This is a genomic window from Gallaecimonas pentaromativorans (genome assembly GCF_003751625.1).
GTDB classification, from domain to species: Bacteria; Pseudomonadota; Gammaproteobacteria; order Enterobacterales; family Gallaecimonadaceae; genus Gallaecimonas; species Gallaecimonas pentaromativorans.
The window spans coordinates 292,754-314,095 of record NZ_RJUL01000006.1 but is presented as its reverse complement, the minus strand read 5'-3'; the positions used below and the strand labels follow the sequence as shown (position 1 = coordinate 314,095).

18 protein-coding genes and 1 riboswitch are annotated in these 21,342 nt (G+C 59.6%); of the genes, 10 read left to right on the top strand and 8 right to left on the bottom strand.

Features of this window, described 5'->3' with window-relative positions; genetic code table 11:
- Window positions 1-211 precede the first annotated feature (211 nt).
- On the top strand, window positions 212-859 hold the full coding sequence (gene ribA, locus EDC28_RS12940; protein WP_050659375.1) for a GTP cyclohydrolase II: 648 nt from the start codon (window positions 212-214) through the stop codon (window positions 857-859).
- 352 nt (window positions 860-1,211) lie between these two features.
- On the opposite strand, the gene EDC28_RS12935 is transcribed toward ribA, so the two are convergent.
- Together EDC28_RS12935 and EDC28_RS12930 are read right to left on the bottom strand one after the other, a co-directional pair.
- Window positions 1,212-1,616, bottom strand: coding sequence for an H-NS histone family protein (locus EDC28_RS12935; protein WP_050659376.1), 405 nt, complete (start codon window positions 1,614-1,616; stop codon window positions 1,212-1,214).
- Window positions 1,617-1,727: 111 nt separating this feature from the next.
- Window positions 1,728-3,356: an electron transfer flavoprotein-ubiquinone oxidoreductase gene (locus EDC28_RS12930; protein WP_123421881.1), complete on the bottom strand. Its 1,629-nt coding sequence runs from the start codon at window positions 3,354-3,356 to the stop codon at window positions 1,728-1,730.
- Between the two features lie 137 nt (window positions 3,357-3,493).
- Here EDC28_RS12930 and EDC28_RS12925 point away from each other — a divergent pair, with 137 nt between their 5' ends.
- From EDC28_RS12925 to EDC28_RS12895, 7 genes are all read left to right on the top strand, one after another.
- Window positions 3,494-4,243 carry an electron transfer flavoprotein subunit beta/FixA family protein gene (locus EDC28_RS12925; RefSeq protein ID WP_050659378.1) on the top strand — a complete coding sequence of 250 codons (750 nt, stop codon included), beginning with the start codon at window positions 3,494-3,496 and terminating at the stop codon, window positions 4,241-4,243.
- Window positions 4,243-5,169 carry an electron transfer flavoprotein subunit alpha/FixB family protein gene (locus EDC28_RS12920; RefSeq protein ID WP_123421880.1) on the top strand — a complete coding sequence of 309 codons (927 nt, stop codon included), beginning with the start codon at window positions 4,243-4,245 and terminating at the stop codon, window positions 5,167-5,169. Before EDC28_RS12925 ends, EDC28_RS12920 begins: the two co-directional genes overlap by 1 nt.
- Window positions 5,170-5,250: 81 nt before the next feature.
- Window positions 5,251-5,427: riboswitch (Lysine riboswitch) on the top strand.
- Between the two features lie 44 nt (window positions 5,428-5,471).
- Window positions 5,472-6,941, top strand: a complete 1,470-nt coding sequence (locus EDC28_RS12915) for a Na+/H+ antiporter NhaC family protein (protein WP_170164120.1) — start codon at window positions 5,472-5,474, stop codon at window positions 6,939-6,941.
- Window positions 6,942-7,523: a thymidine kinase gene (locus EDC28_RS12910; RefSeq protein ID WP_050659381.1), complete on the top strand. Its 582-nt coding sequence runs from the start codon at window positions 6,942-6,944 to the stop codon at window positions 7,521-7,523.
- Between the two features lie 42 nt (window positions 7,524-7,565).
- Window positions 7,566-8,663: a glutamate 5-kinase gene (gene proB, locus EDC28_RS12905; RefSeq protein ID WP_050659382.1), complete on the top strand. Its 1,098-nt coding sequence runs from the start codon at window positions 7,566-7,568 to the stop codon at window positions 8,661-8,663.
- A gap of 92 nt (window positions 8,664-8,755) precedes the next feature.
- On the top strand, window positions 8,756-9,319 hold the full coding sequence (locus EDC28_RS12900) for a heme NO-binding domain-containing protein (RefSeq protein WP_123421878.1): 564 nt from the start codon (window positions 8,756-8,758) through the stop codon (window positions 9,317-9,319).
- Window positions 9,316-11,193, top strand: a complete 1,878-nt coding sequence (locus tag EDC28_RS12895) for a sensor domain-containing protein (protein ID WP_050659384.1) — start codon at window positions 9,316-9,318, stop codon at window positions 11,191-11,193. Before EDC28_RS12900 ends, EDC28_RS12895 begins: the two co-directional genes overlap by 4 nt.
- 24 nt (window positions 11,194-11,217) lie before the next feature.
- Here EDC28_RS12895 and EDC28_RS12890 read toward each other — a convergent pair whose 3' ends face one another.
- From EDC28_RS12890 to EDC28_RS12865, 6 genes are read right to left on the bottom strand one after another with little or no spacing between them, the layout of a single operon-like run.
- On the bottom strand, window positions 11,218-12,144 hold the full coding sequence (locus tag EDC28_RS12890) for a hydroxymethylglutaryl-CoA lyase (RefSeq protein ID WP_123421877.1): 927 nt from the start codon (window positions 12,142-12,144) through the stop codon (window positions 11,218-11,220).
- Entirely contained in the window at window positions 12,144-14,123 is a 1,980-nt protein-coding gene (locus tag EDC28_RS12885) for an acetyl/propionyl/methylcrotonyl-CoA carboxylase subunit alpha (protein WP_123421876.1), read from the bottom strand. The genes EDC28_RS12890 and EDC28_RS12885 overlap by 1 nt, the downstream gene beginning before the upstream one ends.
- Window positions 14,116-14,910: an enoyl-CoA hydratase-related protein gene (locus EDC28_RS12880; RefSeq protein ID WP_050659387.1), complete on the bottom strand. Its 795-nt coding sequence runs from the start codon at window positions 14,908-14,910 to the stop codon at window positions 14,116-14,118. Before EDC28_RS12880 ends, EDC28_RS12885 begins: the two co-directional genes overlap by 8 nt.
- 9 nt (window positions 14,911-14,919) lie before the next feature.
- On the bottom strand, window positions 14,920-16,524 hold the full coding sequence (locus EDC28_RS12875; protein WP_123421875.1) for a carboxyl transferase domain-containing protein: 1,605 nt from the start codon (window positions 16,522-16,524) through the stop codon (window positions 14,920-14,922).
- 47 nt (window positions 16,525-16,571) lie between these two features.
- Window positions 16,572-17,741, bottom strand: coding sequence for an isovaleryl-CoA dehydrogenase (locus EDC28_RS12870; protein ID WP_123421874.1), 1,170 nt, complete (start codon window positions 17,739-17,741; stop codon window positions 16,572-16,574).
- Window positions 17,742-17,768: 27 nt separating this feature from the next.
- Window positions 17,769-18,188, bottom strand: a complete 420-nt coding sequence (locus tag EDC28_RS12865) for a MerR family transcriptional regulator (protein ID WP_050659390.1) — start codon at window positions 18,186-18,188, stop codon at window positions 17,769-17,771.
- A 479-nt stretch (window positions 18,189-18,667) separates the two neighbouring features.
- Between EDC28_RS12865 and EDC28_RS12860 the strand changes: the two genes are divergently transcribed.
- Together EDC28_RS12860 and EDC28_RS12855 are read left to right on the top strand one after the other, a co-directional pair.
- On the top strand, window positions 18,668-19,840 hold the full coding sequence (locus tag EDC28_RS12860; RefSeq protein ID WP_050659391.1) for an acetyl-CoA C-acyltransferase: 1,173 nt from the start codon (window positions 18,668-18,670) through the stop codon (window positions 19,838-19,840).
- Between the two features lie 11 nt (window positions 19,841-19,851).
- Complete coding sequence (locus EDC28_RS12855) at window positions 19,852-21,342, top strand: CoA-acylating methylmalonate-semialdehyde dehydrogenase (protein ID WP_050659392.1); 1,491 nt, start codon at window positions 19,852-19,854, stop codon at window positions 21,340-21,342.

Below are 21,342 nucleotides of genomic sequence, written 5' to 3'. Positions count from 1 at the left end.
CTAGCCAAGTCGGCACCGGGATGCATCCAGTGAAATGGCCCTTGTGATCGGCTTTGCAGGAAAGCGAACAAAGTCATTCCTTTTTCAGGGGTTTTTAAATGGCGCGACTGATCTATCATGGCACCCCCAAAGGTGTTGGGGCTAAGCTTAAAAAGCATTTTCTTAAGAGCAGGGGCAACCTTGCGATAAATCGTGATGTATAGGTGAAGCGATGACAGCTGATACTGGCGATATGGCAGTCAAGGTACGACGTCAGGTAGAGATCCCTGTTCTTGGAGGCCGTTACCTGGCGACCTTCATCACCTTCGATAATCTGGCTGACGGCAAGGAGCACTTTGCCCTGGCCCTTGGCGACTGGCAGCGCAGCGAGCCGCTGGTGCGGATGCACTCCGAGTGCGTAACCGGCGATGTGTTTATGTCTGCCCGCTGCGATTGCGGCCCGCAATTGGAAGAAGCCATAGTGCGCATCAGTGCCGAAGGTGGCCTTATTCTTTACCTGCGCCAAGAAGGCCGCGGTATTGGCCTTATCAATAAATTGGACGCCTATGCCCTGCAAGACGAAGGCATGAATACCTACGAGGCCAATCGCGCCTTAGGGTTTGAAGACGACCAGCGCGATTTCACTGTCGCGGCCGAAATGTTAAAAGCCCTTGGGATTGACCATATTCGGCTGTTGACCAACAACCCGCGCAAAATTGCCCAATTGCAAGCCAACGGTATTCATGTGGACGACAGAGTCGGCACCCGGGTTTACCGTAACGCTCATAACGCCCGTTACCTGGCAGCGAAAAAAGAAGAAGGGCACCATGCCCTGGAAAGCGACGACGAAAGTTGTTGCCCTGCCCACAGTAAATTCTGATACCAAAGGCCGCGCAAGCGGCCTTTTTGTTGCCAGGCTTTGCCGAAAGCCCAAGGCGGCATAGCTAATTTAATTTAAAATCAACTACCTGAGATTTTGTAAATGATTGTTGCTGGTGGCTGATGTCTGGCCTTGTGGGCTATTTCAGTCAAGGTTTAGCAAGCTGGGCTTTAAGGACGGCTCAGCTGCTGCTGGCGCGGTAAATGCGGTGGTGCTGGCGGAGGAAATTTCAGCGGCCTTTTGAAGTGGTGTTTTTTTGAGCGCAGTAACGGCGTGCTATTGCTACGGCAAAACAGGAATAAGCGGAAAATAAAAAAGGGCCTTAAGGCCCTTTTTTGCAAATACCTGAAACTTATTTGATCAGGTACTTGTCCAGGCTACCGCCGTTGTCGACGATTTCCTTGAATACTTTGGGCATACGGCCAATGCCGGTCCACTGGTGCTCTTCACCGTCTTTTTCCAGGCGGTATTTGGCAGGACGCTTGGCGCCTTTGCCGCCGCGGCGAGAAGGAGCAGCGGCAGCGCCGCCCAGGATGTCTTCTGCAGAAATGCCGGCTTCAGCCATGGCTTTACGCAGCTCGTCGATTTTAGCGGTGCGCTCGGCTTCTTCTTTTTGACGCTCGGCTTCTTCTTCGGCGCGAGACGCGATGATCGCGTCCAGTTTGCCTTTGATTTCTTCGAGCTCGGCCAGGGTGAGTTCTTTAGTGGCGGCGTTCAGGCGACGTTGGTTGCCCAGAATTTGCAGAAAATCTGACATTGAAGTTCCCTTAAGAGATTAGCAAGGAATGAAGATACTCTATTTTTAAAAAAGGATTGCCTTTCTTGCAAGCCCTTAAAAGAAAAAAAGCAGCTTTTGCTGCTTTTTTTCTTACATATTGGGGTAATTTGGCCCGCCACCCCCTTCCGGAGGGCACCAGCGAATATTCAATGAGGGGTCTTTTATATCGCAGGTTTTACAGTGGATGCAGTTTTGTGCATTGATTTGTAAACGTCTTGCGTCCCCTTCATCAACAATCTCATAAACTCCAGCCGGGCAGTAACGCTGCGCCGGTTCGGCAAAATTTGGCAAGTTGTAGCTTACCGGCAGCGAGGGATCCTTGAGTTTTAAATGGCAAGGCTGGTTTTCTTCGTGGTTGGTGTTGGAAATAAAAACTGAACTCAACCTGTCGAAGCTTAATTTTCCATCGGGTTTGGGATATTCACGCGGCCTGTGGGAATCAATGGTTTCCAATTGCTGGTGGTCGGCAATGGCGTCGGAAAGGGTCCAGGGCGCTTTATTGGCCAGGCATTTTTGTTCGAACCAGTTAAAGGCGCCGCCCCACAGCGGCCCCCATTTATGGAGCGCCGCCCCGAAATTACGGTGCTGGTAAAGCTCCTGATAAAGCCAGGATTGAGTAAAGCGTTCATCAAAGCTCTGTGGAGTCAGCGGCTGGCTGCCAGTCAGTGTCGCCGCTACCGCTTCGGCGGCCAGCATGCCGGACTTCATGGCGGTGTGGCTGCCTTTTATCTTGGCAAAGTTCAGGGTGCCGGCGTCGCAGCCTATCAAGAGGCCGCCGGGGAACACCGTCTGGGGCAGGGCGTTAAAGCCGCCCTTGGCGATGGCGCGGGCGCCATAGCTGAGCCGTTCGCCGCCGCTTAAATACTTTGCAAAAAGCGGGTGGTGCTTTAGGCGCTGGAATTCGTCAAAGGGCGAGAGGTAAGGGTCGCGGTAGTTCAAATCGACGATCAGCCCCACCGACACCAAGTCGTCGTCAAGGTGGTAGAGAAAGCTGCCGCCGCTGGCGGTGTCGTCCAAGGGCCAACCGGCGCCGTGGACCACCAGGCCAGGCTGGTGCTGGGCCTTGGGAATACGCCACAGCTCCTTGAACCCCAGGGCGTAGTGCTGGGGATCTTTACCTTTGTCGAGCGCAAAGCGCTCGATAAGCTCCTTGCCAAGGTGGCCCCGGCAACCCTCGGCAAAGAGGGTGTATTTGGCCAAAAGCTGCATGCCGGGCTGAAACTGCGGGCCTTCACTGCCGTCTTTTAAGCGGCCCATATCGCCGGTTTGAATGCCGATGACCTGGTTGTCGGCGCCATAGAGGATGTCGGCGGCGGGAAAGCCCGGGTAAATCTCCACCCCCAGGGCTTCGGCCTGTTCGGCCAGCCAGCGGCACAGGTTGCCAAGACTGATGATGTAATTGCCGTTGTTGTGCATGGAAGGGGGGATGGCCCAGCCTGGCAATTCCACTTCGCCGTTTTCTTTTAAAAGGTACAGGGCGTCTTTATTGACGGCCGTGGTGAGGGGCGCCTGGCGCTGCTGCCAATCGGGAAACAACTCATTTAAGGCGCGGGGCTCGAACAGGGCGCCGCTCAGAATATGGGCCCCCACCTCCGAGCCTTTTTCCACCACACAAACCATCAGCTCTGGCGCCAACTGCTTTAAGCGACAGGCGGCACTCAGCCCGGCTGGGCCGGCGCCGACGATGACGACATCAAATTCCATGGTTTCGCGTTCCATAAGGGCTCCTCGGTAGCCTTGGGGGCTGCTCTTATCTGTGACTTGTCAGGTTGACGTTTACGTTAACAGTAAGTATTTTGACGGTAAAGGTTGCGCCGGTCCAGTGGCCGGCTTGGATGAGCCCAGAGGTACAACCCATGAAGGTACTGGTCGCCGTCAAACGCGTCATCGATTACAACGTCAAGGTGCGGGTCAAATCCGACAACAGCGCCGTTGACCTGGCCAACGTGAAAATGGCCATCAACCCCTTTTGTGAAATCGCGGTAGAAGAGGCGGTACGTCTTAAAGAACAAGGCGTTGCCACCGAAGTGGTGGCGGTCTCTGTGGGCTCTGATGCCTGCCAGGAGCAGCTGCGTACCGCGCTGGCCCTGGGCGCCGACCGCGCCGTGCTGGTTAAAACCGAAGACGGCCTCGACTCCTTGCTGGTGGCCAAACTGCTGGCCAAGGTGTGCGAGCAGGAAAGCCCGGATTTAGCGATCCTCGGTAAACAAGCCATCGATTCTGACAACAACCAAACCGGCCAGATGCTGGCGGCCCTAAGCGACTGGCCCCAGGCCACCTTTGCCTCCAAGTTGGTGGTCGAGGGGCGCGAGCTGCTGGTCACCCGGGAAGTGGACGGCGGCCTGGAAACCATCGCCGTGGCTCTGCCAGCAGTAGTGACCACCGACCTTCGCCTGAACGAGCCTCGTTACGCCACCTTGCCCAACATCATGAAGGCCAAGCGCAAACCCCTGGACGTGCTGGACGGCGCCGCCCTTGGGGTGGATTTGGCGCCTCGGGTGAAGGTGCTTAAAGTCGCGGCGCCAGCGGCGCGCCAAGGCGGGGAGATCCTAGATGGGGTCGATGCCCTGGTGGATAAACTGCGTAACCAAGCGAAGGTGATCTGATGAGCATTCTGGTCATTGCCGAACACGACAACAAACACCTCAAGCCTGAAACGGCGCGGGTGCTGAGCGCTGCCCTGGCCATGGGCGACGATATTCATTTGCTGGTGGCCGGCCATCAGTGTCAGGAGGTTATCCGTGCTGCAACTGAACTTGATGGTGTCGCCAAAGTCCTGGTGCTGGATGAGGCGCGTTTTGCGCATCCGCTGCCAGAAGGCCTGAGTCAAACCCTGGTAGCCCTGGCGCCGGCTTACAGCCACTTGGTGGCGGCCAGCTCCACCACCGGCAAGAACCTGATGCCGCGCATTGCCGCCTTGCTGGATGTGGCGCAGATCTCCGATATCGTCGCCGTAGAAAGCGCCGATACCTTCTGCCGCCCCATCTACGCCGGTAACGCCATTGCCACTGTCCAGGCGCTGGACCCCATTAAAGTGGTTACGGTGCGCCCGGCCGCCTTTGAGGGCACCGGCAGCGCCAATAGCGCCCCGGTTGAGAACCTGGCCGCTGGCCAGGACAACAGCCGCAGCCGCTTTGTCAGCGCCGAGCTTACCGAAAGCGAGCGCCCTGAGCTGGCCAGCGCCCGGGTGGTGGTGTCTGGCGGCCGTGGCTTGCAAAGCGGCGACAACTTCAAAATGCTCGAAGCCCTGGCCGATAAACTGGGCGGCGCCATCGGCGCTTCGCGGGCCGCGGTTGACGCCGGCTTTGTGCCCAACGACTGGCAGGTGGGCCAGACCGGCAAGATAGTGGCGCCGGATCTGTACATCGCCGTGGGCATCAGTGGCGCTATCCAGCACCTGGCCGGCATGAAAGATTCCAAGGTTATTGTCGCCATCAATAAAGATCCGGAAGCGCCCATCTTCCAGGTGGCCGACTATGGCCTGGTGGGGGATTTGTTCGAGCTGGTGCCGGAGCTGACCAGCAAGCTCTGAGCCCGCGCCTTCGGCTAAAAAGTGCGCCCTGGTGGCGCACTTTTTGTTTGCAATCACTTACCACCCCTGCCAGAGTACGCGCCGCCAAGTAGAGGTGCGTCCTGGAAGAGTCGCCGGGGGGAGGGTGATGCCCAAGATCCCCGGCAAAAGGTCAGTACGCCGAAGTCGGGCCGATATCAAGCCGCCCGGCTGGTGCCGTAAGCGAAAGCTGCGCCACTGCCATAGTTTGAACAATCACTATGGAGCGCTACCGAAGGCCCTGGCTCCTTTTGTGGTTCTCCATGGGAATTTTTGGAAATTCCATGGACTTAAACGATCTCTCCCAATCCTCCCTCGCGCTGTTACCCACCTTACTGACCCTGGGGCTGGCCCTGGCCACCCGGCGCATTTTGCTGTCGCTGCTGCTGGGCTCGGCCACCGGTGCCTGGCTGTTGGCCGGTAGCTTCGATGCCCCTCGCTATCTTGCCGGCAAGGCCCTGGCGCTGTTTTACGACGGCGGCATCAGCTGGTGGACGCTGCAAGTCGTGGGCTTTTTGCTGATGCTTGGGGCGCTGTCCCGGCTGCTGCAGGCAAGCGGCGCCGCCCAGGCCTTTGCCGAAGCCTGCGCCAGCCGTATCGCCACTCGCCGTGGGGTCAGCTTGATGAGCGTTGGCCTGGGCCTGGCGATTTTCATCGACGATTATTTCAACGCCCTGGCGGTAGGGCAGGCCACCCGGCCACTGGCCGACCGCTACCGGCTGAGCCGCGAGCGCCTGGCCTACTACATTGATTCGACCGCAGCGCCGGTCTGCGCCCTGATGCCGCTCTCGTCCTGGGGCGCTTTTATGCTCTCCTTGTTGGCGCCCATGGCAGCGAGCCCCATGGGGCTTTTTGTGGACATGAGCCAAGCCGCTTTTTACCCCTGGCTGGCGCTGACCATTGTGCTGATCACCGCTTGGTTTGACTGGGATCTTGGTGCCATGAAAAAGGCCAAGGCAAGGCCGAGTGCCGCTGCCGAGCTAAAGGCAGCCAAGGGCCAGCTGATGCCGCTGTTGGGGCCGCTACTGGCCTTGATACTGGTAACCCTGGCCGCGCTTTTTATCACCGGCGCCTTTGCCAGCAGTGGGCCCTTCTCGGCCATTGCCGCCCTTGAAAACACCAACGTGGGTTTGTCGCTGGTGCTCGGCGCCGTGCCGGCACTTGCCTGGAGCTTTTTCAAGCAAAAGACCCAGCGCCTTGCCACCGCCTGGGAAGGGGCCAAGACCATGCTGCCGGCCATTTACCTGTTGCTGAGCGCTTGGCTGCTGGCGGCGGTGATGAAGGACGTGGCGGTGGGCCGCTACCTTGCCTCTCTTATCGAGGCGGCCTCGGTCGGCCCCTGGATGCCCCTGGCGCTCTTTGTGGTGGCCATGGTCATGGCCCTTGCCACCGGCTCGAGCTGGGGCACCTTTGGCATCATGCTGCCGCTGGCCGGCCAGTTGGTGGAGCCTGCTATGCTGCCCATGGCGCTTGGCGCCGTTATTTCCGGCGCCGTTTTTGGCGACCACTGCTCACCGGCCTCCGACACCACCATTTTGTCGTCGGCTGGGGCCGAGTGTGAGCACATGGACCATGTGCTGACCCAGCTGCCCTACGCTGGCCTTGCTGCCGGGCTTTGTGTTCTCGGTTATGGCCTTAGCGCCCTGGCGCTACCCCTTTGGGCACTGTGGGGTGCGCTGCTGGCCGCCCTGGTGGTAGCGGTGACGCTGCTGGGGGGATGGGGTACACTGGCGCCCAAAAAACAGGAAGTCTAAATGGCCCAGCTTTATTTTTATTACTCGGCGATGAATGCCGGGAAATCCACGTCCCTGCTGCAGTCGGCGTACAACTACAAGGAGCGCGGCATGAACGTGCTCCTCTACACCGCCGCCGTGGACGACCGCAGCGGCAAGGGCATTATCAGCTCTCGCATCGGTCTGGAAAGCGAAGCCCAGGTCTTTGACGACAAGAGCGATCTCTTTGCCGAGGTGCTGGGGCTTTCCCATACCCAACGCTTTCACTGCTTGCTGCTGGACGAAGCCCAGTTTCTGACCAAAGCCCAGGTGGCGCAGCTTTGCCGCATTGTCGACGAGCTCGGTATTCCGGTGCTGGCCTTTGGCCTTCGTACCGATTTTCGGGCCGAGCTTTTCGAAGGCGCCCAGTACCTGCTGGCCTGGGCCGACAAGCTGGTAGAGCTCAAGACCGTTTGCCACTGTGGCCGCAAGGCCAACCGGGTGCTTAGGGTCGGCATTGACGGCCAGCCCATCAAGGAAGGGGCCCAGGTGGAGATAGGCGGCAACGACCGTTATGTCTCGGTGTGCCGAAAACACTATATCGAGGCATTGGCAAGGCCCTGAGGCGCAGGTATAACGGGGCTTTAATGTCTCGGAAGCTGCCTGATGATCGTTGTTGTCAAACTGGGAACCAGTGTCCTGACCGCCGGTGCCCAGCACCTGGACAGGGCCCACATGGTGGAGCTGGTGCGCCAATGCGCCCTGCTGCAAAAGGCCGGCCACAAGCTGATTGTGGTTACTTCCGGCGCCGTGGCTGCCGGCCGCGAGCTGCTGGGGTTTCCGGATTTGCCGGCCGATCTTCCCCACAAGCAGATGCTGGCCGCCATCGGCCAGGGCCAACTGGTACATCTGTGGCAACACCTCTTTGGGCTCTATGGCCTTAACGTTGGCCAGATGCTGCTGACCCGGGCCGATCTCGAAGACCGCGAGCGCTTTTTAAATGCCCGCGATACCCTCGGCACCTTGCTTAGCCACGGCGTTATTCCCCTTATCAACGAGAACGATGCGGTTGCCACCAACGAGATAAAGGTGGGCGACAACGACAACCTGTCGGCCAGGGTGGCTATTTTGGCCAAGGCGGAGCTGCTGATGCTGCTTACCGACCAGCCGGGTCTCTTTACCGCAGACCCCCGTGCCAACCCCGATGCCGAGCTGATACAAGAGGTGAAGACCATCGACGCCACCTTGCACCGGCTGGCCGGGGGGAGCGTATCGGGGCTGGGAACCGGCGGCATGGCCACCAAGCTGCAAGCGGCCGATGTAGCGCGCCGGGCCGGTATTACCGTGGTGATCGCCAGTGGCCAGGGGCCGGATGTGATCCGCCGCCTGGTACAGGGCGAACGGGTTGGCACCCGCTTTAGCGCCATCGACGATCCGCTGGAAAATCGCAAGCAATGGATCCTTGCCGGGCCGCCGCCCGTAGGACAACTCCAGCTTGATGCCGGTGCGGTCAACGCCCTGCTCAGCAAGGGCGCCAGCCTGCTGCCCAAAGGGGTAAAGGCGGTGTCCGGGCAGTTTGAACGGGGCGATGCGGTAAAACTGCTCGGTCCCGATGGTAATACCCTGGCGGTGGGGTTATGCCGGTACAGCGCCGCTGAAATGGCAGCTATCCTTGGCATACATTCCGACGCCATCGCCATGGCACTGGGGTACGACAGGGGGCCTGTCGTTATTCACAGGGACGATCTGGTGCTGCTGGACTAAATTTTGGCGCTCCCCAGCCGTTAAAGGGGTTTGCCGGGCAAATGGCCTGAGATCAGGGACGAGTACGTGATGTCTTGGTTAAGGGGTACAGAATGCTTGGCTATATCCAGTATGTGCTGGTTAACAGTGTGCGCGAGTTGGGGGGCGAAGAGGCCCTGGTGGCCGTAGCCGAAAAGGCCGGCCTCAAAGCGCTGCCATCCTTTCGTATCGACACCGATTACGACAATGCCCAGTGCCTGGCCTTGATAAAGGCCACTGGCGAGCATTTTGGCCTCGACGATAAGGCCCTTTTTGCCCTCTATGCCGAGCGCTTTATCAAAGCGTCGCGCCAGCAATTTCCGCTTTTCTACGACATGGCCGAGTCTGCCTACGACTTTTTGCGGCGCCAGCCCCGCATTCACCAGACGTTGGCGTCCAGCGTGGTGGACCACTCCACCAAAAAAGCGGTGGCCAGCAAGTTTGAACTTATCGAGGATGAAGGCCGGTTTTGGGTGAATTACCGCTCAGAAAATGCCCTTTGCGGCCTTTATGAGGCCCTTTTTTACCGCTTACTTGAACATTACGGGGAAACCGGTCGCCTCGAGCACCGGCGCTGCGTGCACCGCGGCGACGAGTTATGCCAGTTCGAACTGTTTTTTGACGGAAAGCGCCCATGAGCCAGCAGTTACTTCGAGAAGGCATTAACAGTATTGCCGACCAGCTTTGCCGGGCCGTGGACCAGGATTTCTCCTTTCGGGTCAGTACCGACAGTGCCGATGTCGATCTGCAAAAACTGGCCATCCTCACCAACTTTCTGCTCGAGTCTATGGAAGAGAACCTGCAATCGTTGGAGGAGAGCCGCCAGGAACTGGAACAACGGGTATTGGAGCGCACCAAGCGCCTCGACCTCATCGTTAAAGGCGCCGGGGTCGGCATCTGGGAATGGGACCCGGAGCAAGACTTGGTGACCGTGTCCACCCAATGGCTGGGCTCCCTGGTGTCCAACAATGGCGACAGCACCTTTGGCCTTAATCACTGGCTGGCGCAAATGCACCCCGAGGATGTGGGCAACTTTAAAAAGGCCCTGCATCTTCATATGAACGGGGTCAGCGAACGGTTGCAGGTGGAATATCGCATCAGCGACGGCGCCGGCGGTTATCGCTGGGTGTTATGCCGTGGGGTCTGTGACCGCTCCCCCGACACCGGCAAGGTTACCTGGATGTCCGGTACCGTTTCGGATATCACCAAAGTGCGCTTTCACGACAAGGAAAGCGGTCTGGTGAACAGTCAGTATTTTGAGCTGATGACCAACGAGCGCTTAAGCCGAGGCGAGCCGCTGTCCATCGTCATACTCAATATTGCCAACCGCGGCCTGGTGGTGGAAAACCTCAGCCGCCGCGATGTGCTGTTTTTGGTGCAGGCGGTGGTCGAAAGGTTGATGACCAAGACCGATCACCACTCCTTGCTGGCGCTGCTGGGGACGGGGCTGTACGGCTTTTTGCTGCCCATTGGCGAGCCGCGCAAACTGGAACAGTTCGTGCGCGAGTTGATGGCGCTGTTTGACGAGCCCTTTGCGCTAGGCGAGCAGCGGTTGTGGCTGTCTTGCCATATCGGGGCTTGTGACCTGCAAAGCATGGAGGCCCTTAGCGCCGAAGAGGGTATCTACGCGGCCCAGCTTGCCCTTCGGGACATGCGCTCCCACCAGGGCAGCGATTACCGGCTCTTTGAAGATTGCATGCGCGCCTCCAGCCTGGAGCGCATGGACACCGAGCAGCTGCTGCGCATGGCCCTTCGCCAAAACTGGGTCAAGGTTAAGCTCCAACCCATTGTCGATTTTGAACGAGGCGAGGTAAGTGGTTACGAGGCCCTGGCCCGCATTGAGCACCCCACCAAAGGCACCATCAGCCCTGGCCGCTTTATTCCGGTGGCCGAAGAAACCGGCCTTATTCGCCAGCTCAGCGACGTGGTAATGGCCCAGGCGGTGGCGCTGGCTGCCGATGAAGGCCTCAAGGCGCTGCACCCAACGGGCTTTAGCTTGGGGGTAAACCTGTCGGCGCTGCAACTGCACGACCCGGCCCTGCCGGACCGTATCGCTGCGCTTCTTGAAAGAGAAGGGGTAGAGCCTAGCTGTTTCAAACTGGAGCTGACCGAGTCGGCGGTGATGGCCGACCCCAAAAGCGCCATCGACATTATCACCCGGCTGCGCCAGCTCGGCATGAAAGTCGCCCTGGACGATTTTGGTACCGGTTACTCGTCTCTTGCGTACCTTCGCCAGTTGCCGCTCGATATCTTGAAAGTCGACCGCAGCCTGGTGTCGGGCCTGGACAGCCATCCAGACAAATACGCCATTTTGGAGATGGTGCTGAACCTCTCGGCCAAGCTTGGCCTTAAGGTCATAGTCGAAGGTATCGAGACCCAAGAGGAGTTCCTGCAGGTGTTGTCCCTTGGCGGTGGCTTTGGTCAGGGCTTTTTGTTCAGCAAGCCGGTGGCGCCGCACGAGCTTCCTGAGGTTCATCAGCGGGTTAAGGCGCTTTTTGCCAGCATGCGATAAAAAAGGCCGCCAAAGCGGCCTTTTTCAAAGGTGGGTCAGTAGGCAGTCCTTTTCCCGGCCCTTGAGGGCCTGCGAGACCTTGGAGGTGGGCTGACGGCCAAGGCGCTCGCTGATAAACCAGCCAGCTTCACACAGGCGCCCCAAGTCAACCCCGTGTTCAACTCCCAGGCCATTGAGGAGATACACCAGATCTTCGGTGGCCACGTTGCCGCTGGCGCCTTTGGCATAGGGGCAGCCGCCAAGGCCGGCAACGGCGGCATCAACCACCGCAACCCCAAGCAAGAGCGCCTGGTGAATATTGGCGATGGCCATGCCGTAGGTGTCGTGAAAATGCACGGCGAGCTTTTCAACCGGCACCACCGCCGCCACCGCCTCGATAAGTGCCTGGGTGCGAAGGGGCGTGCCCACCCCGATGGTGTCGCCAAGGGAAATTTCGTCGCAGCCCATGTCCCACAAGTCTTGTGCAACTCTCGCCACCTGGGCCGGGGCAATGTCGCCCTCGTAAGGGCAGCCCAGCACGCAAGACACGTAGCCCCGCACCTTGAGCCCGGCCGCGCGGGCTTTGTCCACCACCGGGGCAAAGCGCTCCATGCTCTCAACAATGGAGCAGTTGATGTTGGTCTGGCTGAAGGTCTCGGACGCCGCGCCAAACACCGCCACTTCACCGGCCTTGGCGGCCAGGGCCCCTTCCAGGCCCTTGAGATTGGGAGTCAGCGCCGAGTACAGCACCCCTTCCTTGCGGGCAAGCTTTGCAAAAAGCTCGCCGGTGTCGGCCATTTGCGGCACCCAGCGCGGCGAGACAAAGCTACCCACCTCGATGTGGCTAAGGCCGGCGCCGGCCAGCATCTCGATAAGCTGCTTTTTATCCTCAAGGCTCAGTTGCCCCGGCTCGTTTTGCAGGCCATCGCGGGGGCCTACCTCGACAATGCGGACCTTGCTCGGCAGTGCCATCAAGCCTCCTCCAGACGCACCAGCTCTGCGCCATCGCTGACCCGCTCGCCGGGCTTGAAGAACACCTCGGCCACCTGGCCGTCCCGTGGGGCGGTGATGGCGTATTCCATCTTCATGGCTTCCATCACCACCAGCACCTCACCGCTTTTTACCTTGGCGCCAGCCTCAATGGGTACCGCGACGATGGTGCCGTTCATCGGCGCGCAAAGATCGCTCTCAAGGCCGGTATCGAGCTGGGTATCACGCTGGTGGTTACGCACTTCAAAAGGTTGGCCCTGGTCGAACAGCACCACACAGTCGCCATGGCGCCACACCGGCAGGTGCAGCTGGTGGCCATCGAGGCTGGCATTGAGCTGCTCGCCTTGTAGCTCCCCTTCGGCCAGCAACTGGTGGCCGTGAAAGCGCAGCTGCCAACCCTGGCCGCTGCTTTGGGCCTCGACCCGCAGCGGCTCGCTGTTACCGATATCCAGGTGCAAAGTGGTGCCGGCTTTGCCGTTGAGGCGCCAGCCGTCGGCGCGGTGCCAGAGCGAGCCGGGCTCAGCGCTTTGCTGACGCTGTTCTCGGGCGTCCTGGCGGCGATAACAGAGCACCGTCAGTGCCGCCAGGGCCAGGCGATGCTCTGTCCATTGCGGCTCGCTGGTAAGCTGCTCACTGTGGCGCTCGATAAAGCGGGTGGTTAAATCACCTTCGATAAAAGCCGGGTGGCTGGCCAGGCGGCGCAAGAAGCCGACGTTGCTTTGGATACCGGCCAGACAGTAGTTGTCCAGGGCTCTGGCCATCTTGCCAAGGGCGCTGCTGCGGTTCTCGCCGTGGACGATGAGCTTGGCGATCATCGGATCGTAATAGGGGCTTATTTCGTCCCCCTGGCGCACCCCGGTGTCGATGCGCACGTCCGACTGCGGCTCGCGCAGCAGGGCTATCTGGCCGCTTTGAGGCAAGAAGCCTTTGAAGGGATCTTCGGCGTAAATCCGCACTTCGACGCTGTGGCCTTGGCAGCGCACCTGGTCTTGGGTGAGGGCCAAGGGCTGGCCGGCGGCCACATTGAGCTGCCATTCCACCAAATCCTGGCCTGTCACCATCTCGGTAACCGGGTGCTCCACCTGCAGCCGGGTGTTCATTTCCATAAAGTAGAAATCGTTGCCGTCGAGCAAAAACTCCACGGTACCGGCGCCGACATAATCGATAGCCTTGGCGGCCTTGACCGCCGCGTCGCCCATGGCGGCCCTGAGCCGGGGGCTAAGCCCCGGGGCAGGCGCTTCTTCGATGACCTTTTGGTGGCGGCGCTGGGCCGAGCAGTCGCGGTCCCCCAGATAAATGCAGTTGCCTTTTGTGTCGGCAAAGACTTGCACCTCCACATGGCGTGGGGTGGTGAGGTAGCGCTCCAGCAGCAGGGTGTCGTCGCCAAAGGCGCTTAGGGCCTCGCGCCGGGCGCTGTTGATGGCGTCTTTTAACTGCTCGGGGCCTTCAACTACCCGCATGCCCTTGCCGCCGCCGCCCATGGCCGCCTTGATCAGCAGCGGAAAGCCGATGTCGATGGCTTCGCGCAGCAAGGTGGCGTCATGTTGGTCGCTGCCGTGATAGCCCGGCACCAGCGGCACCCCGGCATCGGCCATGATGGCCTTGGCTGCCGATTTGGAGCCCATGGCTTCGATGGCGCCCACCGGTGGGCCAACAAAGGCGATACCGGCATCCAGGCAGGCTTTGGCAAAGTGGCTGTTTTCAGACAAAAAGCCGTAGCCTGGGTGCACGGCATCGGCGCCGGCAGCCTTGGCAATGGCGAGAATTTTATCGGCCCGCAGGTAAGACTGGGCCGCGTCGCTTGGCCCCAGATGCCAGGCTTCGTCGGCCAGTTGCACGTGGCGGGCGTCTTTGTCGGCGTCGGAATATACGGCAATGCAGCGCAGGCCCATGCGATGGGCGGTGCGGATCACCCGACAGGCAATTTCGCCGCGGTTGGCAATAAGCAGGCTTTTAAACACGGCGTTTCCCCTGCCAGCCCGGCGGGCGCTTGTCAAAGAAGGCTTTCAGACCTTCCTGGCCTTCGGGGCTGATGCGAATGCGGGCGATTTCATTGGCGGTAAAGTGGCGTAGCTCGTTGTCCAGGGGCTGGGTGGCCACATGCTCAAGGAGCAGCTTGCAGGCGGTCAGCGCCTGTGGGCCGTTGGCCAGCAGTTGGTTGACGAACTGCTCGACCTTGTCGTCAAGGCTGGCGGCCGGCACCACGTCGTGCACCAAGGATAAATCAAGGGCCGTAGCGGCATCGAAGCGCTCGGCTGTCAGCGCGTAGCGGCGGGTTTGGCGATAACCGATGCTGCGCACCATATAGGGGCTGATCACCGCCGGCACCAGGCCGAGCTTTACTTCGGACAGACAGAACTTGGCATCGTCACTGGCCACCGCCACGTCGCAACAGGCGATGAGGCCCAAGGCGCCGCCAAAGGCGCTGCCTTGCACGCGGCACACCGTGGGGTGAGGGAAGCTGTCTAAGCGCATCATCAACTCGGCCAGGGCCTCGGCCTCGGCCAGGTTTTGGTCAAAACTCTGGGTCACCTGGCGCTGCATCCAGTTAAGGTCGGCGCCGGCGGAGAAGTGCTTGCCCTCGGCTTTTAGCACCAGTAGCCGCAGCTTGGGCTCTTCGGCCAGTTCCGCCAGGGCTTGTACCAGCTCGCCTATGAGGGCGTCGTCAAAGGCGTTGAATTTGTCCGGCCGGTTCAGGCAAAGGGTGGCTACCCCGCGCGGGTCGATGTCGGTGATTAACCAATCCATGATCTCTCCTTACATGCGGAACACGCCAAAGCGTGTCTCGGCTATCGGTGCGTTGAGGGAGGCAGCCAGGGCCAGGGCCAATACCTCGCGGCTTTGGGCCGGATCGATAATGCCGTCGTCCCAAAGCCGGGCCGAGGCATAGTAGGGGTGCCCCTGCTGCTCGTACTGTTCGATGATAGGCGCCTTGAAGGCTTTTTCCTGCTCGTCGCTCCAGCTTTCACCCTGCTTGGCCTTGTTGTCGCGGGTGACGGTGGCCAGCACCCCGGCAGCCTGCTCGCCGCCCATGACCGATACCCGGGCATTGGGCCACATCCACATCAGGGTGGGGTCGTAAGCGCGGCCACACATGCCGTAGTTACCGGCGCCATAGGAGCCGCCAATCACCAAGGTGAACTTGGGCACGCTGGCGCAGCTTACTGCGGTGACCATCTTGGCGCCGTGCTTGGCAATGCCCTCGGCCTCGTATTTCTGGCCCACCATAAAGCCGGTGATGTTCTGCAAGAACACCAGCGGCACCTTGCGCTGGCAGCAAAGCTCGATGAAGTGGGCGCCTTTTTGGGCGCTTTCACTAAAGAGGATGCCGTTGTTGGCGACAATGCCCACCGGGTAGCCCTGAATATGGGCAAAGCCGCACACCAGGGTAGGGCCGTACAGCGCCTTGAATTCGTGAAATTCGGAGTCGTCTACCAGCCTTGCAATAACCTCTTTGACATCAAAGGGCTTTTTAAGGTCGGTGCCGACAATGCCGTACAGCTCTTCGGCCCGGAAACGGGGCGGCTTGGGCGCCTTGAGGGCCAACCGCTGGGGCTTTTGCCAGTTGAGGTTGGCGATGGCGTCACGGGCCATGGCCAGGGCATGGGCGTCATCCTGGGCGTAGTGGTCGGCTACGCCGCTCACCTTGCAGTGCACATCGGCGCCCCCTAAGTCTTCGGCGCTCACTTCTTCACCGGTGGCGGCTTTAACCAGCGGCGGCCCGGCCAGAAAGATGGTGCCTTGGCCCCGCACTATGATGGACTCGTCGGCCATGGCCGGCACATAGGCGCCGCCGGCGGTACAAAGCCCCATCACCACCGCCACCTGCGGTATGCCTTTGGCAGACATCTGTGCCTGGTTAAAGAAGATGCGGCCGAAATGGTCCCGGTCGGGGAACACTTCGTCCTGGCGAGGCAAGAAGGCGCCGCCGGAGTCCACCAGATAAAGGCAGGGCAGGTGACAGCGGGCGGCTATCTCCTGGGCGCGCAGATGTTTTTTGACCGTCAGCGGGTAATAGGTACCGCCTTTGACGGTGGCGTCGTTGGCCACAATCATGCACTCGACGCCACTGACCCGGCCAATACCGGCCACCACGCCGGCACAGGGCACATAGTCTTCATAGACATTAAAAGCGGCCAATTGGGCGATTTCCAAAAATGCCGAACCGGCATCGAGCAATAAATCGATACGCTCCCTGGCCAGCAGCTTGCCGCGCGACTTGTGCCGCTCACAGGCCTTGGCACCGCCGCCTTGGGTGAGGGTGGTAATTTTTTCCTGCAGATCGGCCACCAAGGCGCGCATGGCGGCGTCTTTTTGCAAGAAGGTGTCACTTTTGGTGTTGATATTGGATGACAGGATCATCGACAGGCCCTTTTTCAAGGCGGCTCAAGGCCGCCTGTCACAACGACTCAGCGGGACTCGTTTACGAGTTCACGGCCAATGAGCATGCGGCGGATCTCGGAGGTGCCGGCGCCAATCTCATAGAGCTTAGCGTCGCGCAGCAACCGGCCGGTGGGATATTCGTTGATGTAACCGTTACCGCCCAGCAGTTGGATGGCATCCAGCGCCATTTGGGTGGCCAGTTCCGCGGAATACAAAATAACGCCGGCGGCGTCCTTGCGGGTGGTCTCACCCCTGTCGCAGGCGCGGGCCACGGTATAGACGTAGGCGCGGGCGGCGTTCATGCGGGTATACATGTCGGCCAGCTTGCCCTGTACCAGTTGGAAGCTGCCGATGGCCTGGCCAAACTGCTCGCGCTCGTTGACGTAGGGCACCACCACATCCATGCAGGCCTGCATGATGCCAAGAGGGCCGCCAGACAGCACCACCCGCTCGTAATCGAGGCCGCTCATCAGCACCCGCACCCCCTGGTTCAGCTCACCAAGGATGTTTTCCTTGGGCACAATGCAGTCTTCAAACACCAGCTCGCAGGTGTTGGAGCCGCGCATGCCCAGCTTGTCGAGCTTTTGGGCCTGGGAGAAGCCCTTGAAGCCGCGCTCGATAATAAAGGCGGTAATGCCGTGGGGGCCCTTGCTGGTGTCGGTCTTGGCGTACACCACATAGGTGTGGGCGTCGGGGCCGTTGGTGATCCACATCTTGGTGCCGTTCAGCACAAAATGGTCACCGGCGTCGCGGGCGCTGAGCTTCATGGATACGACGTCAGAGCCAGCATTGGGCTCAGACATGGCCAGGGCGCCGATATGCTCGCCGCTGATGAGTTTGGGCAGATATTTTTGCTTTTGCTCGGCAGAGCCGTTGCGGTAGATCTGGTTGACGCAGAGATTGGAGTGGGCGCCGTAAGAAAGCCCCACCGAGGCGCTGGCCCGGGAGATTTCTTCCATGGCCAGCACATGTTCGAGATAGCCCATGCCGGCGCCACCGTATTCTTCCGAGACGGTTACGCCCAGCAGGCCCATTTCACCGAAACGGGGCCACAGTTCGTTGGGAAAAAGGTTGTCGTGGTCGATTTGCGCGGCGCGGGGTGCAATGACCTCGCGGGCGAAATGGTTGACGTGTTCGCGGAGCATGTCCGCGGTATCGCCCAAACCGAAGTTCAGGCTCTTGAACGGGCTAATCATCAGCGTCTCCCCCGAGATGCGTGGTGTTTAGCTGCCGCTGGCCTTTTTCTTGTTGTTGATCTCGTCCAAGGCGCTACGGCAGCGGGTTTCTGCCGACGTCAGTTCCATGAGCACCACTTTGATGTCTTCCATCTGCTGCTCCAATGCCGCTTTCTTCTCGGAAACCAGCTCCAGCATGGTGTGTAGCTGGGTGAGCGAGGATTTGTCGGCATCATACAGATCGAACAACTTACGGATCTCAGCCAGGGAAAAGCCCAACCTTTTACCGCGCAGGGTCAGCTTCAAACGCACTCTGTCCTGGCGATTGTAGATACGGGTTTGTCCTTTACGCTCTGGGGTGATCAAACCTTGATCTTCATAGAATCGAATCGACCGGGTGGTGATATCGAATTCTTTTGCCAGCTCGCTGATGCTGTAAGTGATGTTGGACATGGTGTCTTGGCTCATCGTCGATGCTACTACCTTACTGGAAGTTTACGTAAAGGTAAAGTCTGCGGTGCTCGGGGGAAATTAACACGCAAACTACTGTCTAGACTGGCTTTCTCGCCTTGAAAAGGCAAGCCTCATCAAGGGGTGTCAGTGCTGTTGTAAGTTAACAACACTACCATATAAGGCATAAAAATGCCCCTTTGTATACCGCTTACCTCGGAGGCAAATCACTGTTTACGATAATTTATAAATTCGACCTTAGTCTAAAGCTTGCCTTTAACGCTGACGGCCGCTTTTTTGTGCAAAAGACCTTCCAGTGGAGGCAGAGGAAGAGGGAGAACGGCAGGTGTTTTTTTAGCCGCTAGCGAGAGCGGCTAAAAGGAATGGCTCTCACCGGTTGAGAGTCTATTTAAGCGGGTCTTGTGAATTTTATCTTTACGTTGCCGTAAACGTTAATCATGCGATAGGCTGTGACCAATGCTTTAAGGAGTTAAGTCATGTCTATCGTGATCCTGGGGGCGGCCCGCACCGCCATGGGGGCTTTTCAAGGTGCCCTGAGTGATATGCCGGCCCCATTGCTTGGGGCGGCGGCCATCAAGGCGGCGGTGAGCCGCGCCGGTCTTAAACCTGCCGATATCAGCGAAACCCTGATGGGCTGCGTGCTACCCGCCGGGCTTGGTCAGGCGCCGGCCCGCCAGGCCAGCCGCCATGCCGGGCTGCCCGACAGCTGCGGCGCCACCACCGTCAACAAGGTGTGTGGCTCGGGGATGAAAACCGTGATGCTGGCCCACGACCTGCTCTTGGCCGGCAGCGCCGATGCGGTGGTGGCTGGCGGCATGGAGTCCATGACCAACGCCCCTTACCTAATGCCAAAAGCCCGGGGCGGCCTTCGAATGGGCCATGGCGAAATCAAAGATCACATGTTCTTAGATGGCCTCGAAGATGCCTACAGTGGCCGCCTGATGGGCTCTTTTGCCCAGGACACCGCCGATGAGTATCAGCTTAGCCGCGAGGCCATGGACACCTTTGCCATTGAGTCCCTAACCCGTGCCAAGGCTGCCATCGCCAACGGTTACTTTGCCGACGAAATCACCCCGGTCACCGTTAAAACCCGCAAGGGCGAAGTGCAGGTTGAGGTGGACGAGCAACCGGGTAAGGCCGCGCCTGAAAAAATACCCACCCTGCGCCCGGCTTTTGCCAAAGACGGCTCCATCACCGCCGCCAACGCCTCTTCTATTTCTGACGGCGCCGCCGCCTTGGTGCTGATGCGCGAAGAAGACGCCGAGCGCCGAGGCCTTAGCCCGCTTGCCCGCATCAAGGGCCAAGTGCAGCACGCCCAGCACCCCAGCGAATTTACCATTGCGCCGGTTGGTGCCATTCAAAAGCTCCTCGATAAGGTGGGCTGGCACAAGGACGAGGTGGATCTTTTCGAGATAAACGAAGCCTTTGCCATGGTGGCGATGCTGGCCATCAACGAACTGGGGCTGCCCCACAGCAAGGTCAACGTTAACGGCGGCGCCTGTGCCCTAGGCCACCCCATAGGCTGTACCGGCGCGCGGCTGCTGGTAACCCTTATCCATGCTCTTAAGCAGCGCGGCCTCAAACGCGGCGTTGCTTCCCTTTGTATCGGCGGTGGTGAAGCCACGGCCGTTGCCATCGAACTCATCTAAGGACCGGCACGATGAAAACCCTTCCGCTTTTTATTGATGGCCACTTCACCCAGAGCCAGGCTGACACCTTTATCGACGTAACCAACCCGGCGGATAACAGCGTTATCGCCCGGGTGCCCTGTGCCACCCAAAGCGAGATGCAGGCCGCGGTGGATAGCGCCCAGCGCGCCTTTGAGAGTTGGCGGGAGACGCCGGTGTCGGAGCGGGCCCGGTTGATGTTGCGCTACCAGCACCTTTTGAAAACCCACCACGATGAAATCGCCGAAATTCTCTCCCTTGAGACCGGCAAAACCTTTGAAGATGCCAAAGGCGACGTGTGGCGCGGCATTGAGGTGGTGGAGCATGCCGCCAACATCGCCAGCCTGATGATGGGCGAAACGGTGGAGAACGTAGCTCGCAGCATCGACTGCTACAGTCTCACCCAGCCTCTTGGGGTGTGCGCCGGTATCACGCCGTTTAACTTCCCGGCCATGATCCCGCTGTGGATGTTCCCGCTGGCCATCGCCTGCGGTAACACTTTTATCCTTAAGCCCTCAGAGCAAGATCCCATGACCCCAACCCGGTTGGTGGAGCTCTTTGTGGAAGCCGGCGCGCCTGAAGGGGTGCTGCAAGTGATTCACGGCGGCAAGGAGCAGGTAGACTTCCTGCTCGACCACCAGGCCGTTAAGGCGCTGTCCTTCGTGGGGTCGGTGCCGGTTGGCCAATATATTTATCGGCGCGGCACCGAGAACCTCAAGCGGGTACAAGCCTTTGCCGGCGCCAAAAACCACATGGTGGTGATGCCCGATGCCAATAAAGAGCAGGTGATCAGCAACATCGTCGGTGCCTCGGTCGGGGCCGCCGGCCAGCGCTGCATGGCCATCTCGGTGGTGGTGCTGGTGGGTGAAACCCAGGCCTGGGCCGAAGACATCCAACAAGCCCTAGGCGAGGTGACCCCTGGCCTTTGGAACGATAACCAGGCGGCCTACGGCCCGCTGATTTCTCCCAAGGCCAAAGAGCGGGTGCTGGAACTCATCAAGGCCGGTAAAGAAGAGGGCGCACGCTGCCTGCTGGACGGCTCGGCCTTTACCGTCAAGGGCTATGAGCAGGGCAACTGGGTTGGCCCGACCCTCTTTGCCGACGTAACCACCGACATGCGCATCTACAACGAAGAGATTTTCGGGCCGGTATTGTGCCTGATGAACGTCGACTCGCTGGATGAGGCCATTGAGGTGGTCAACGCCAACCCCTATGGCAACGGCACCTCCATCTTTACCGCCAGCGGCGCTGCCGCCCGCAAGTATCAGCACAAAATCAGCGTCGGCCAGGTGGGGATCAACGTGCCTATCCCGGTACCGCTGCCGTTTTTCAGCTTCACCGGCTGGAAGGGCTCCTTCTATGGCGACCAGCACGCCTACGGCAAGCAAGCGGTGCGTTTTTACACAGAAACCAAAACCGTTACCGCCCGCTGGTTCGAAGGAGACATCCCGGCTGGCCCCAACATGACCATCCACCTGAAGTAA